The organism is Hydrocarboniphaga sp. FW305-C-57, from assembly GCF_058783045.1.
Genome location: NZ_JBYSYG010000002.1, coordinates 634,231 through 647,872, shown reverse-complemented (window position 1 = coordinate 647,872; position 13,642 = coordinate 634,231). Strand labels below are relative to the sequence as shown.

Sequence of the window (13,642 nt, the reverse complement as noted above, 5' to 3'; positions counted from 1 at the left end):
TGGTTCACAGTGCGCGGCATCGCCGGAAACTTTTTGTTAAGTCGGTCTCACTACCAGGCCTTCGAGAGGTTCCAGAACACCGCGCCGCCGTCGAGCGCCGGATCGTGGCTCTGGTTCCATTGATAGCTCAGCTGAGCGGTCAGCAGATTCGTTGCACCGATCTGCTCGGCGAGCCATGAACGCAGGTCGAGCGCCAGTGCGAGCTGATCGACCGGCCGCGCGATTCCCGGGACGAACCAGAGCGGGTCGGCGTCGCGCTTCCAGCCGGCGGTGAGCGCGACATCGTGAATCTGTCGCTGCAGATTGGCCTGCGCGGTCCAGTCGGTGGTGCCGCTGGCTGCGTCGGTGGTGGCGACGCGGCGCAGGCCCAATGCGGATTCGCCGGTCCAGCTGCCGGCCGAACGCGTCTGGGTCAGGCGCAGTTCGTAGCCCGAGCCCGCATCGATGGTGGTGAGCGGCGTGTTCGCCACTTCGAGCACCGAGAAGCTCAGCTGATGTCGCATCGCCGTCTTGCCGAACTGCCAGGCGCCGCTCCAGCTATCCACGCCCAGGCTGCCGACGAGCCGGTCGGGCGAGTCGACCTGGCAGTTGCGTGCTCCGACGCTGAGCGATTGATCGTCCGCGCCGAAGCGATCGAGGCCGAACTTGAGGCGGCCGCCGAGGCTGCAATCGAGCGGTTTGTTGAGATCGGCGAGCACGCGCGGAGCCGACCACTCCAGGTGCAGATCGAACAGCGCCGGGCTCCAGTCGAGCAGCGCTTTCTGCTCGCGTTGCGGAGTCTCCGCGACGCCGTTGAAGCGGCTGCCGCTCAGGCTGCTGAAGCTGAGCTGCGGCGCGGTGCCGATCAGGCTCGGCAGCCTCGCGCTGATCGACTGCCGCAGGGCCTCGCCCGAGTAATCGAGCGGCGGCTTGGTCAGCGGCGGCTGCGTGCCTTCACCATCGATGCGCGCGAGCAGGTCGCCGCCGTCGACGACATAGCTCGCCTGATACTGCAGCCGATCGAACGGGCCGCTCAGGCTGATGCGGCTGTTGAACCAGTCGTTGCCCGTGGCGCTGCGATCGGTGACCAGGCCGCCGAGGCTGAGGCGCGGATCGAGCGCCGGGCTGCGCTGCGGTTGGGTGGCGCAAGCCGACACCGCCAGCACACTGGCGAGCATGAGCATCCATCGCGGCAGCGTCTTGTTCGGTGTGACCGCGGGCATGGCGGTCGTTCCGATTTCGTCCATGAGAAATATCGCGGGCAAATGTGGAGGGCATCGTTCCTGATGACTCCATCCAACTCCGATGCGCCTGGAGTTTTCGGTGTCCCCGAATGAACCCCGATTGTGCCCGCCTCGTCGCGTCGAATCACCCCGGCAGCACGATCTCGCGCGAATACAGACTCGACAGCAGTTGGGCACCGGCCTCGACGACCGGTTCGGACGCCTGCGAGATGTCGGCCGCGAGCTGCTGCAACTGTTCGCGCCCACTGCGCGCGGGCGCATCGCGAAGCGCTTGCAGCAGCCGGGCGCTCAATGCGTTGAGTTCCATGAAACGCACGCTGTCCGCGCGATCGCGCCAGATCACGAGCTGCGTGCGTGGGCCGGCGGCGGGCTGCGCGTCGTCCCGTGTCGCTGCCGCAAAAGCGGCATCGATGCGGTGCACGGGCCACTCGGAGTCGAACAGACGCGCCAGGGGCGACAGCCGCGGCCGGCCGGCCAGCAATCCTGACACGAGCGCCTCGCCCTGCAGCGCGGGCGCCTCGGGCAGCTCGATATCGGCCATCGCGAGTTCGAGCTCGATCTGCTCGTAGCGGCATAGCGCGATCCACCAGGCCGGAGCTTCGTGCTTCGGCGCGTCCTCCAGCCAGCGCGTGAATTCGGCTGGCAGGCGGCGCAGCTGAGGTTCGCTCGTGCGCAGTGCCTTGAAGAAGGCGGCGACGAGCGCGTTCCAGCGGGCCTCGCCCAGCAAGGAATGCGAGACCGCGAAGCTGCGTGCGAGCGCGCGTCGCAGATTGTTGAAGGCGAGCTCGCGATAAATCTGCAGCCGCTCTGGAGTGATCCAGGCCGGCGCCGGCACGGCGGAATCACGCAAGGCCTGCGCGAACGCGAGCTGCTCGGCGGAGTCGCTGGCCGCACTCATGCGGCGCTTCGCTGTAGCTCGCGGATGTGCTGAACCTCAGCCAGCAATTCGGGGAACGGCGGCAGCTGGCTATCGCGTTCGAGCAGCGTCGGCCGCACGCCGAAGCGTTCGTGCGCGGCTTGCAGCAGGCGCCAGACCGGCTCGATCACCGGCTCGCCATGCGTGTCGATGCGCAGCCCGTCGCGGGTTTCGAGGTGCCCGGCGACGTGATAGCCGCGGATGCGCCCGGCAGGCAGTTCGCGTCGCAGCCGGTCGAGCAGGGCCAGCGCCTCGCTGCCGTCGTCGCGATCGTGATGATTGCCCTCGTTAACGTAGAGATTGTTCAGATCGAGCAGCAGGTCGCAGCCCGATTCGTGCAGCACCGCGAGCAGGAAATCGGCTTCGCCGAGCGTCGACGGCAGGCTCGCGTAGGTGCTGATGTTCTCCACCGCGATGCGTCGTTCGAGCACCTCCTGGGTGCGGCGGATGCGCGCGCTCACGTGGCGCACCGAGGCTTCGGTGAACGGCAGCGGCAGCAGCTCGTAAAGCTGGCCGCCCGCCGCGGTCCAGCACAGGTGCTCGCTGTAGTCGGCGATGCCGTGCGTATCGAGGAAGCGGCGGATGCGCCGCAGCCAGCCTTCGTCGAGCGGATCGGGACCGCCGAGCGAGAGCGAGAGCCCGTGCGCGGCGACGGCGTAGCGCTCGGTCAGCGCGCGGAAGCGGCGGCCGGCGCTGCCGCCGAGTTCGGCCCAGTTCTCGGGCGCGACCTCGATGAAGTCGACAGCGCCGGCGGGCGCCGTGAGCAAGTCGTCGAGCAGCGAGCGGCGCAAGCCCAGGCCGGCGCCGGCAAGCTCGGACATTCGCGAACCCGCCGCGTCAGGCCTGCCTACTTGGACGGCTTGGCCTGGTCCTGGCCGGCGTGGTCGTGACCGGCATGATCGGCGCTCTTCTTCGCATCGGCTTTGTGGTCGTCGGCCTTGCCGGCATCGGCGCCCATGTCGCCGCCGCAGCCGCCCTCACCGCCGCAAGCGTGATCGGCCGCTTTCTCGCCGGACTTGGTGTCACCGGCCACGGCCACCGCGTAGCCCGAGGCGAGTTCGCTGGCCACGAACAGCGATTGCGGCGAGGCCGCCGAAGCGCTGCCGGCGCCGAGCGCCACCACCGTGCCGATCGCGATCGCCAGCGGTGGATTCAGGTGAGACTTGCTCATGTCGTACTCCGTCGAAGAGCCGTCCAGTCGGGCGGCGAGTCAATATGGTGGGCCGCCATCCTAGCCCAAGCGCCGCCGCGACCCGCGTTGTCGAAAGCCTGGCCATCCGCCGGGGCTGCGCGCTCATCGGCTATGATGCCGGCCCGCTTGCCGCAAGCGGCGCAGACGCAGGGCCTATAGCTCAATTGGTTAGAGCAGGAGACTCATAATCTCTTGGTTGTCGGTTCAAGTCCGGCTGGGCCCACCACTTACGGCGCAGGGCGTCGCATTGTGTGCAGTAAAGCAATTAATCGCGCGAAATCAGCGTATATGCTTGACGGCAGATGGTCATGCTAATTGCTTGAAGGCACTCTGGTAAGAATCCTGAATGGCGGATTGGGCCATCAGGTGATGGCTCAGCCAGTTTCCAGAGACGCCTCGGGAGCAAGCGAAAGCAGGATCGACCATGGATGCGGCGCCTCCGACGGCGCAAACTGACAGCGAGCCCTCGAGGATCGGAGCTATGCCTCGGCACCCGCTTCTGCAGGCAATCAATGTCCCCCGCCAGGCCGCTAGCCCCGCAGCCAGCGATCTCGATTACATCCGAGCTGCGGCGGCAACGTTCGCGAGCCGAAACCATGACTTCACGCCGCCGTCGCTCGCTCCAGATCGCGCGTTGACCGAGGGAGAACTGGAAGCCCTCCACCGTGTAGGCTTGCTTCTCGGCCCGACAACCCAGCAATGTGCAGCACGTGCTCGCCGTCAGTCTGCGCACGTGTTTTTCGATCTGTTCGTGACGGGACTGACCGTTGCCGACGTGGCGGTGATGCTGGGCGTAAGCACATCAACCATCCGTCAGCGCATCAGGAATCGCACATTTCTCAAGCTTTCGGCTGGGCGCGAATACCGCCTGCCGGCCCTTCAGTTTCACGAGAATCACGAACTGCCGGGGCTTCGTGAGATCTTGCGAGCGTTTCCGCAGGCGATTAGTACCATTGAAGCGCTTTCCTGGCTGGTAACGCCTAATGTCGATCTGCTCGGCGAAGAAATGCTCCCTGCCGCGCCGCGCCAACCAGTCTCACCTCGTGACTATTTGTTAGAAACCGGCAATGACACGAAAGTAATCCGGCTAGCTGGCTCGCTACGAGCTGACTAGGCGATAAGCGCTGCAGGATGGAAGGACGCGATAGTCGCGACCTTTCCTGCCAGCCGGTTGAATGGCTCGCTGCATTGGTAGAAGCCGCGCGCTCATCGGACTACGATTGTTGGGCCACACCGGCCTGCTATGTGCGACATAGGCTCACGGTCGGGTACGAACTTTACCGGCCTTACATTGCGCCAGATGCACAATGAATACCTCAGTCCATGCTTTGATCTGGAGTTGGGTACGCCTTTCCTTCCAAACACCGTTGATGACTCGGAGCACGCGGCCCTCTACGTGCTCGGGCAGCAACTTCGAGACGGCGGCCTCATACACCACCGATATCTCGGCACCGTTGTGCAAAAGAGCGAGGAATCCATAATCGCTAACTCTCGCCCCTACAACTATCTCAGCGTCACCGCGGCCATCGGCGTGCGCCGCCTCCTCGCCGACAGACCAACCTTCCTGGCAGCGTGCTCGGACTGCACAGAAGTGACAGTTAGCTCCAGGCTTCGCCAAAGCCGGGCGTAAACTTAGCGCGTCGGTCAAAAGCGAAATCATCTGCTCGAGGTCAACCTCGATATCCTCGAGCATTCCCTGATTGCCGGCCCAAGATTCGATTCCGTCCAGATACTGCGCGCTGACACGAACTGGAACGTCTCCGGTCTCGCGCCACCAGAGGAGCGCATAGCGAAGCAGCTGCCTCCGGTTCTTGTCGCTCGGCTTGCCCGTCTTGAAGTCGACGACCTCGACTCCCTCCCCTATGCCCTGCACGCGGTCGAGGATTCCGAGGAACGGAAGCTTGGGATGGGTTAGCTTCAACTCGGAGAGGGCGCGCTTCTGCTTGAGGAGCGTATTTACATCGGCGGGCGTGTCCGTTGAGCGCTCAGCCGCTTGCGAGTTGACGTGCCCGTCGACCTTGTACTGCTCGCGAAACATGCGCACCGCGCGGTTCGCCAGCTCCTCGCCACTCGCGCGGAGGCGGAACGCGGGGCCCGGCCTTGGATGGGACGTGAGCTTCTGCTGCCACTCTGCGACGGCGCGCGCGAAGCCCGGAAAGAAGTCCGCGTCGGTCAGAGCGGCCGAGAACTCCGCGCTGCCGAATGCCGGGTTGCCTCGCTGGCCGCAGGCGCGCGCGAGCCGGTCGAGCGCCTCGTGAACGATCTGCCCTTCGATGGCCGCCGGGTGCGGACGCACCGGGAAGCGCTCGAAATCGCCCCAGCGCGAACGCAGGAGCTGCCAGCGCCGCGGGCACGCCTCGACGTCGTCGAGGCTCGTGCTGCTCCACATGGACGGCGGGTCCGCCCACGCTGTGGGCGCTTGCAGCTCGTAGAGGCTCATCCCACCGCTCCATTCGGCAGCTTCAGGCGCGCCACGGCGGCAGGCAGATCGTGAAGAAGGTCGAACGCATCCAGCGACACGGCCTCGAGGAACTGCGAGCGCGCCGCTGCGACGACCGGAGAGTCGTGCGCAAGCGGATCGATAAGCGGATGATGAACATCCACGCATACCCGCGAGTTGGAGAGTTGGAAGATAAGCGGGACGCGCGTACCGCCGAGGTTCACGTTCTCCTCACACGCGATGCCTCGCAGCGCCAGGAGCTGGCGCAGGGTCACGAGCGCGCGGTCCTTGTCCTGGTCGGTCAGGCTCGGAAGCTCGCCCGTGCGCAGGTGGCGAAGGAGCGCGAGTGCGAGATGGCGGTCGAGCGAAGCATGAATCCAGTTATTGCCGTAGTGACGGATGCACCGGTAGCAGGACGACGGACAGTCGCACCCTCCGAGCAACGCCTCGGCGGCGCCGAGCACCTCCGGCATATTGTTTCCGACGGCGCGCGCGTAGCCTGCGCCGCCCGGCAAGAGGTCGTAGAGGTAAAGCTGCGCCTCGTCGGGACGCCCCCCCATGACGGGCGTCCACCACCCCGACAGCTCGCCCTCGTCGATCTGCAACGCGCGCGACGCCGCGAGGCCGAGCGCTTCAACCAGCGAGGAGAGCGCCATGCGAGAGGCGCGCGTAATGAGTCCCGTCGTGGTCGCCGCGCCGAGCTGCACCGGCGCCGTGACGCGCAGGCGCAGGAGCAGTGCATCGGTAGGGAACTCGTGCCCGAGATAGAAGGGACCATCGGCGACACCCGCGCACACCTTCCCTCGCTCCAACGGGTGATCATGCGAGGTCGGCGCGCCCTTCTTCATGAGCTTCGTAGCAGTAAAACCAGGACCATACTCAGGCTCCGAGCGACCGCAGTCGGGGCATACGCGGAAGCCGCGCTGGCCGACGCCCTTGTTCACCATCACGAGGAAGCGCGGGCCGGTCCAACGAAGCAGGCGGCCATCGCATCCAGCCTCCTCGGTCCACGCCGAGGGCGGATCCTGCGGTTCGAGCCGCGCGCGATCGGTCATGCCCGCGTAGCTGATGGCCTGTCCACGATCGACTTCGCGCTTGGCGTTGAGGTCAGGCGCGAAGCCAGCTGGCGTGATGAACGCGGTGCGCGTGAGCTGGTCGCTTCCGCAGACCGGGCAAAGTGTCGCCTGGGCCATCGCGCCATCCATCGTCGCCCACGAGCAGTCGACGCACGACGTGTATGGGCGCTGCCGCTGGATCGTGTGCGCCGCGCTCGGCTCGTACGGCGAGTACAGCGCCGCTGACTCGAAGCGCCACTTGTCGATCGTGAGGCTTCGCCCGGGCGCGTACTCCGAAAGTGCAAGCTGAAGGTCGCGCTGCGGCTCGTAGTCGAAGGTCCTCTTGTTTGGCGCGTCGCCTTGCTGGCGTGGCTTGGAGACCCAGAATGTCACGACGTCCGTCGGGAACGCGTAGCGCGGGAACACCGCGTGGCCGATGAGCGTCTCGAGCAGCGGCTCCTCTAAGCGTCGCTCCAGTGACTCTCGCTCGAGATCGGCGAGTGTTTCGCGCGTGGCGTACTCGGCGACCGGAAGCACGTCGCGGATGCGTAGCTTCGTGTTGGCGATGGCCTCGCGAATCGTGTCTGCCACCTCTGCAACAGGCTCGTTGAGGCCGAAGCTGAACGCGGGTACCCACCCTTCGAGCTCGCGCCGCAAGACGTCTGCGTTGTCGTCAAGCCACGCCTCGAGCTTGAGCAGCGAGCAGGCGTGGGCCTCTGCGAGGAACTGCTCGACCGAGCCGAGGGAGCCAAAGAGGTCGTAGCTAGTCGGGTCTGGTGGCACGCGCTCGTGGAAGAAGCGCTGCACGAGATAGGCGTGGACGTGTCGCGCGAGTACCTGCTGGTTCTCGACGTAAACGACCGGAGCTCGCACGTCGCCCGAGATGATCTGCTCTGGGTGATCGAAGAAGTGGGCGTCGTGAGAGGTGCCGTGGGCGTAGGTGATGACCGACGCGATGGAGCGTCCTCGACGGCCCGCGCGACCAGCGCGCTGCTGGTAGTTCGCGACGTGCGGAGGCACGTTGCGTAGCGCGACGCCGGAGAGAGCGCCGATGTCGATGCCGACTTCCATTGTTGTCGTACAACTCAGCACGTCGATCGGCGGCAGGTTGTCGAGCGGCACGTCCTGAAAACGCAGCTCGTACTCCTCAACCTTGTTGAAGGCACTCTCATCGGGTTGGCCCGTGAGCTGTGCGGAGTGCTCCGCTGCCGAGAGACCAAAGGGCTCCAGCGCACGCTTGTCGAAGGCGCGCTGCACCTGCTGGCGGTAGAACCCGGTGCGCGCGTCCAGGTAGTCAGGATCGACCTCAACGACAGCGCCGAGGCACGCGGGGCACGCGTTGGCCAGCGCCTCCGGATGGATGCGCGCGCAGTCCTGGCAACGCAGCCAGTTGGTGTCGAGCCGCAGGTGGAGGCTCAGGCCTTGGAGCTGCAGGTAGTAAAGGTCGCTTTCAAAGTGCAGCAGGCCCTTGTCACGCACGGCGTGCTGGAACCACTTTGTCACCTGCTCGACCTTGACCATGTCCCCGCCGAGAACGTGGGCCAGGTATTGGTTGAAGCGGTTGGGCAGCACGTGCTCGATGCGCGCGGCGTTGATGCCCTGCGGGTGAGCCCAGCCTTCGCCGAGCTCGCGCGTCTCCGCGCCGTCGGGGCGGAATGAGCGACGCTCAAGGTGCTGCCGGAGCCAGGCGCGGAACAGAACCTTCTGGGCATCGGCGTCGAGGCCGATGCTCGGGAAATCATCGAACACGATGTCGGCGGTGTCCGGGTCCTCCTCGATGGTGGCAAGGGCGAGCGCGGGCAGCGAGTAGTAGCGATCGGTTAGCTCGCTGAAGATCGCCTGCGCGAACGAGCGCGTGGCGCGCAGCCAGCCTCGGTTCGCCATCGCGATCGTCTGCTGCAGCGTCTTGCCCTTCACCTGCCCAAGGTGATTGTGGAACTCCACCTCATCGGCGGCCGGAAACAGGTCGTAGCCGCGCTGCGCGCACAGATGCACGACCGCCGGGTACAGGTACTGCATCGCCGACATGCCCACCTGCTCGCCAAGCTCGTGGGCTGCGAGCGCGACGACCTGCCGGAACAGATCGCGCGCGTGGCTGTGCTCGAGCGCCGGCGCCAGGCGTGCGGCCTTCTGCCGTCCGTCGCTGAACACCAGCACCTTGCGCCCGTGGTTCGGCAGGCGCGGGTCCTTCTTTTGCGGCGGCTGCTCTGCGAACTGTGCCTCGATAAGCGCCGTGAAAGGCTGCTCGCCGCGCGTCCTGAAGTCGTGAATGCGGCTCTTTGCGTTCGCCGAAGGCTGGCACATGGCACAGCGGTCGAACGAGGCCTCGCGCTTACCGTCGCTATCGAGCCAGAGAGCCAGGTCGCGGACCTCGTCGTCGGGGAAGCGATTGCCGGTGTCGAGGTAGCCCGTGCGCAGGTGGAGCCGCACGATCTCGGTGCGGTCCGTGTAGCGCGGAGTGCTGGGAAGGAGCTGCAGCCGGAATAGCGCACCCTCGGTCTCACCCCACAGGAACGAGAGCCGGTCAAGCGACTCCTCTTGCGAGTAGGCGAGCAGATACGGGCCGCCGCAATCGCGGCACGACGCGATCTCGAAGACGCGGCAGCCGCAGGCATCGCACACCGCGCTCGGCGTCGTGAACAATTTGCCTAGGACCGCCTGTTCGCCGGGCTCGCTCTGCCGTCCACTGCACTGGGGGTTCACGCAGGCATAGAGCCCGTGGAGGCCACGGAAGAGACCGTGCACTCGCGTGGGCACGAGACCGGGCTCGTCGGCCTTGGTGCGCGCGAGGGTGGACACGGTGAGCAGCGCTTCGAGCGCGCGGCGCGCCTCCGGATGGCCCGGGAACACGCGCGGAGCGAGCTCGCTCACTGCGACCGCGTGGCCAGCCGCTTCCTTCACCAACTGATTGACCCACGGCTTGTTCTTCAAGGCTGCATGCAGGGCCGCGAGCACTTCATTCTCGCTAGCGTCCGTAGCGATGCTCGCCGGGAGCAGCGGCGCGAGCTTCTCGCGAAGCGCGGGCGCGTCGAGCGCCTCATTGATGCCGTCGAGGTCGAGCGAAGCCAGCGTGTCTGCCACGTCCTTCGGAGCAGGACTGGCAGGCGTTGGAACCTCGCGCGTTCCCGTGATCGCCTCGAAGCTCTCGGGTCGCTTGCCGGTGATGTCAGCGGCGAAGCGCTTGACCGCATCAACCGCCTCCGCGCCCTCGCCGAGCGATGCAGAAGTGGCGATGACGCGCAGCTTGTCGGGGCGGTCGTGGATACCGAGCCGCGCGCGCAAGCGGCGGATGAGGAACGCCACCTCCGCGCCCTTGGCGCCCCGGTACATGTGCGCCTCGTCGAGTACGAGCAGGAGTTGCGTGCCTTCCTGTTCGAGCCAGCGCTTTGTCTCAGCGAAGACAGGGCGCTCGAACGGACGCATCAGCATGTACTCGAGCATCGAATAGTTCGTAACGAGCACGTCGGGCGCATGGCCGGGACGGCTTCCTGCGCCGTGGATCATCTCCTGCCGAGTCAGCAGCTCGCGATCATTCGGACCCGTGTGAAGGCGCCGTTCCCAGTTGTGGTCTGTGTACTCCTGCCCAGCGCGCTTGCCGCTCTGGTACGTCCGCCGGCGCGCCTCGTTCTGCGCGTAAAAGGCTTGGAGGTCTTTGGCAGGGTAACGACCCAGACGGCGGAGGCGCTCTTCGACTTCCGGCGAGAGCCCCAGGTAGTAGTCGAGCAGCGGCTTCACGCGGTCGCTGTCGCGCGAGGAGCTGCGCGGCCCTGGATATGCCGTACGCCCCGTGTACATGCCGAAGCGCGGGAAGCGGCGATCTGTCCCGAGCCCCTTGAAAGCATCGGCAACAGCGGGGTCGCCGAGCAAAAGACGCAGGCGCGAGAGCTGGTCGTTCACCAACGCGTTCATCGGGTACAGGATCAGCGCGCGCACGCCGGGCTGCTCGAACGTCTCGGGCGAGCGCGCCGCTTCGTCGTAGAGCGAGCCGAGCATCGGCACGAGGAAACACTCGGTCTTACCGGAGCCCGTGCCCGTCGCAACGACTATGTCTTTCCGCTCGACGAGGAACTCTCGGAAGGCGCGCTCCTGATGCATGTAGATCGACGGGAAGAGGACCGTACGCTCGTCATCCGGCGTGCTCTGCGCGGACGGCGTCTTGGCGAGCTTAGAGAAGAAGCCGGCGATCTCCGGCGTGAACCCTATGTCCCCGTATGTCGCCTTTGACGTCGCGTAGCGCGTGGTGGTCTCGATGTAGGGCTCCTGCGCGAGCAGGTGGCCGCCTGCTGCTTCTTCGAGCAGGCGGCGACGTGAGCGAACCAGCGTCGGATCGTTTAGCGGGTAAGCGCTCTCGATGTAGCCCTGCAGAGCCTTCTGGAGGCGGCCCACGAGGCGCGTGGGCGTGAAACGTTCGTCGCCCGTGGGGTCGCGCTCGAGGACCGAAGGAGAGCGCGTCAACTGCGCGGGCCTCCGCACCGTGGCCTTGCGCGTGGTCTTCTCTGCCTTCGTGACCTTGCCGCCCGCTCGATCAGACCACTTAGCGAGCGCCTTGTCGGCGGCCGGACTCAGCTCCGCAATGACCTCCGCAACTTGCTCCGGCGACCAGCCATCGAAGAGTGCGTCGACCACAGCGTCGGCTACTTCGACGATGTTCGTGAAGTCGAGCTTGTCGCCTTTGTCGAGTTTTTTGCGGAGAAACCCGACAATGTCCACGTCGACGAGCCGACCTTCGTCGGCATAGTTGTGGAGTTTCACATTGCTCATACGGCGCTCTCCACGTGCCAGTGGCTGAGGTCAAGATTGGCGACCGCGGGATGCCGACATCCTTGGGGCGAAATCAGCATCAACCCGCGCATCGCACGGGTGAGCCCGACATAGAGCACACGCCGCTCGTGGCGTGCGCGCTCGGCGAAAAGATCCGGCTCCTCGAAGTCCTCCGGTACGGGCCAGCTACCGCTGTCGAGGCCCGCGACGATAACGATGGGAAACTCCAAGCCCTTCGCCGCGTGCAGCGTCAGCACGCGCACGACGTCGGCCTTGAGGTCGAGATCGCGGCCAGGGAAGAAGCGAGCCTGGATGCCCTGCGCTTGAAGCTCGATGGCCAGCGTTTCACCGGCGGCTGCGACGGGAACAAGAACGGCGGCGGCGCTCGACTTCAGGTGAAGGTGACGCGCCATCTGCCGGACGAAACGCGCAATCCACTCGGCCTGCTTGTCGGCAGCGATGTCACGCACCAGCACTGGAAGTGGTCCTTCGTGGACACTATTCGAGGCCATCAGTTCCTCGCCTTCACCGGCCACGAGCACAGAGAAGGCGGCGCGGTCGATCTCGCGCGTCGAGCGGTAGTTGCGCGAGAGTAGCGCCGTGCGCCCTCGGAACTGGAGACGCGGGTGCGCCGAGCTCCAAGTGTAGTTGCGTGAATAGAGCGACTGCTTGTTGTCGGCGGCGAAGAACAGACCTTCGGCGGTCTTGCAAACCTCGGCCATCAGCGCGAGCGATACGGGGCTCAGGTCCTGCGCCTCATCGACAACGACGTAGTCGTAGCGGGCCGCCTTCGCGTCCTCGGCGAGGAGCTTCAGTGCCTCCCGCCGCAGCGCCGGATACCGCTCACCCGCACCCCTGCTGAACGCCTCGTACAACTCCCAAACAGCCGCGCGAGCACGTTCATTAAGCGGCAGCCCTCGACCTGGACGCGGCGCCGCCTGGTACTCGGAGAGATTCGTCAATCCGCGTCCCTCGATGATCCACTCGAACTCTTCGAGGAGCCACACATCGCTCAGACGCTCCAGCGCCCGCGCGCGCAGCCTCGCTTCGAACGCGGAGCCCCCGGACGCGTGCGTTGCACGGAGCTTGGCCAGCCGCTTGAGCGCTTCCTTGTCGGATTCGAGCTGACCGACCTTGCGAACCTTTCCGACGACGCGCCACGCGATCTGATCGCACGTCGCGACGTCGACGCGCTTCATCTGCTCAGGCGACAGGAGCTGTTCGAGGAGCTGCTGCGTCACAGTGAGCAACGAGCGCGTGTAGGTCGTGAACAGCACGCGCTCGGCGCCAGTCGCACCGGGCCGTTCGAGCAGCGCCTTCACCCGATAGAGGGCGACGGTACTCTTGCCGGTGCCCGCACCGCCGCGAACCATCGTCGGGCCCTTCATCGCCCACTGGGTCAGCTTGAGCTGGTCATCGTCGAGCCGCAGCAGGAAACCGAGGAGATCGCCCTCCTTGAAACGAACGAGGTCCTTCGTAGACGCCACCACAAGATCGGGCTGCTGGTCGAGTCGCTCGATGGTCGGCGGGAAGAGGCGGTCGACAACGCGGCTGAGAACCTCGGGAGGCACTGGGGCTTCGAGCAGCGCTTCTTCCGTCTTGCAGCGCAACAGAGTCGGCACCGCCGAGACGGGGACACCGAGCTCACGCAGCAGCACCTGCGTGATGGGTTCGGGCAACATCGTCTCGGGCGCGGTCGTCTTGAACTGAAAGACCTTCGGCTGCGCGGCCGCAATGAGCGCATCGAGGTTGTCGTCGCCGTCGTCAGGAGCCGGGGCGTCAGCGGTCTCGTCGGGCACGCCGTCGTAGGTGTCTTCGGCACGCCGCCTGATGCCGAGCAGGCTGATCCAGTCTTCGCCGAAGCGATAGAACACGCGGTGGTCGGTCACGCGCATGCGATAGACGCCGTCGGCGCCTTTGAGCTTCTTCTTTACCTTCCCATCGGGAAGCGGGTCGGAGACGAGCGCGTCGATCTTGTCCCAGAGCAGCGCGGCGCGGTCTGAGGGGAACATTGCGATCTCACGCATGCAGCTCGGTTTGATTGTGAGTTGTCGT

General features: G+C 65.8%; 8 protein-coding genes and 1 tRNA gene. 2 read left to right on the top strand and 7 right to left on the bottom strand.

Annotated features, from left to right (window positions below; all coding sequences use genetic code 11):
* Positions 1-50: 50 nt before the first annotated feature.
* From AC3WUM_RS07185 to AC3WUM_RS07170, 4 genes are all read right to left on the bottom strand, one after another.
* Positions 51-1,226, bottom strand: a complete 1,176-nt coding sequence (locus tag AC3WUM_RS07185; RefSeq protein ID WP_492409517.1) for a hypothetical protein — start codon at positions 1,224-1,226, stop codon at positions 51-53.
* Between the two features lie 121 nt (positions 1,227-1,347).
* Positions 1,348-2,121, bottom strand: coding sequence for an HvfC family RiPP maturation protein (locus tag AC3WUM_RS07180; RefSeq protein WP_492409516.1), 774 nt, complete (start codon positions 2,119-2,121; stop codon positions 1,348-1,350).
* Complete coding sequence (locus tag AC3WUM_RS07175) at positions 2,118-2,960, bottom strand: MbnB/TglH/ChrH family RiPP precursor modification enzyme (RefSeq protein WP_492409515.1); 843 nt, start codon at positions 2,958-2,960, stop codon at positions 2,118-2,120. Before AC3WUM_RS07175 ends, AC3WUM_RS07180 begins: the two co-directional genes overlap by 4 nt.
* Before the next feature lie 26 nt (positions 2,961-2,986).
* Positions 2,987-3,310 carry an HvfA family oxazolone/thioamide-modified RiPP metallophore gene (locus AC3WUM_RS07170; protein ID WP_492409514.1) on the bottom strand — a complete coding sequence of 108 codons (324 nt, stop codon included), beginning with the start codon at positions 3,308-3,310 and terminating at the stop codon, positions 2,987-2,989.
* Positions 3,311-3,480: 170 nt separating this feature from the next.
* Here AC3WUM_RS07170 and AC3WUM_RS07165 point away from each other — a divergent pair.
* Positions 3,481-3,557, top strand: a tRNA-Ile gene (locus AC3WUM_RS07165).
* 255 nt (positions 3,558-3,812) lie between these two features.
* Entirely contained in the window at positions 3,813-4,445 is a 633-nt protein-coding gene (locus tag AC3WUM_RS07160; RefSeq protein ID WP_492409512.1) for a helix-turn-helix domain-containing protein, read from the top strand.
* A gap of 144 nt (positions 4,446-4,589) precedes the next feature.
* On the opposite strand, the gene AC3WUM_RS07155 is transcribed toward AC3WUM_RS07160, so the two are convergent.
* The 3 genes from AC3WUM_RS07155 to AC3WUM_RS07145 are packed head-to-tail and all read right to left on the bottom strand — an operon-like array spanning position 4,590 to position 13,614.
* Complete coding sequence (locus AC3WUM_RS07155; RefSeq protein ID WP_492409511.1) at positions 4,590-5,771, bottom strand: PD-(D/E)XK nuclease family protein; 1,182 nt, start codon at positions 5,769-5,771, stop codon at positions 4,590-4,592.
* On the bottom strand, positions 5,768-11,587 hold the full coding sequence (locus AC3WUM_RS07150) for a DEAD/DEAH box helicase (RefSeq protein WP_492409510.1): 5,820 nt from the start codon (positions 11,585-11,587) through the stop codon (positions 5,768-5,770). The genes AC3WUM_RS07155 and AC3WUM_RS07150 overlap by 4 nt, the downstream gene beginning before the upstream one ends.
* Entirely contained in the window at positions 11,584-13,614 is a 2,031-nt protein-coding gene (locus AC3WUM_RS07145; protein WP_492409509.1) for a 3'-5' exonuclease, read from the bottom strand. Before AC3WUM_RS07145 ends, AC3WUM_RS07150 begins: the two co-directional genes overlap by 4 nt.
* Positions 13,615-13,642: the final 28 nt, after the last annotated feature.

Excerpts from the sequence above, each read along its gene's own strand:
- AC3WUM_RS07175 (WP_492409515.1), bottom strand. The coding sequence starts at position 2,960 with ATGTCCGAGCTTGCCGGCGCCGGCCTGGGCTTGCGCCGCTCGCTGCTC.
- AC3WUM_RS07170 (WP_492409514.1), bottom strand. The coding sequence starts at position 3,310 with ATGAGCAAGTCTCACCTGAATCCACCGCTGGCGATCGCGATCGGCACG.
- AC3WUM_RS07150 (WP_492409510.1), bottom strand. The coding sequence starts at position 11,587 with ATGAGCAATGTGAAACTCCACAACTATGCCGACGAAGGTCGGCTCGTC.
- AC3WUM_RS07180 (WP_492409516.1), bottom strand. The coding sequence starts at position 2,121 with ATGAGTGCGGCCAGCGACTCCGCCGAGCAGCTCGCGTTCGCGCAGGCC.
- AC3WUM_RS07155 (WP_492409511.1), bottom strand. The coding sequence starts at position 5,771 with ATGAGCCTCTACGAGCTGCAAGCGCCCACAGCGTGGGCGGACCCGCCG.
- AC3WUM_RS07145 (WP_492409509.1), bottom strand. The coding sequence starts at position 13,614 with ATGCGTGAGATCGCAATGTTCCCCTCAGACCGCGCCGCGCTGCTCTGG.
- AC3WUM_RS07185 (WP_492409517.1), bottom strand. The coding sequence starts at position 1,226 with ATGGACGAAATCGGAACGACCGCCATGCCCGCGGTCACACCGAACAAG.
- AC3WUM_RS07160 (WP_492409512.1), top strand. The coding sequence starts at position 3,813 with ATGCCTCGGCACCCGCTTCTGCAGGCAATCAATGTCCCCCGCCAGGCC.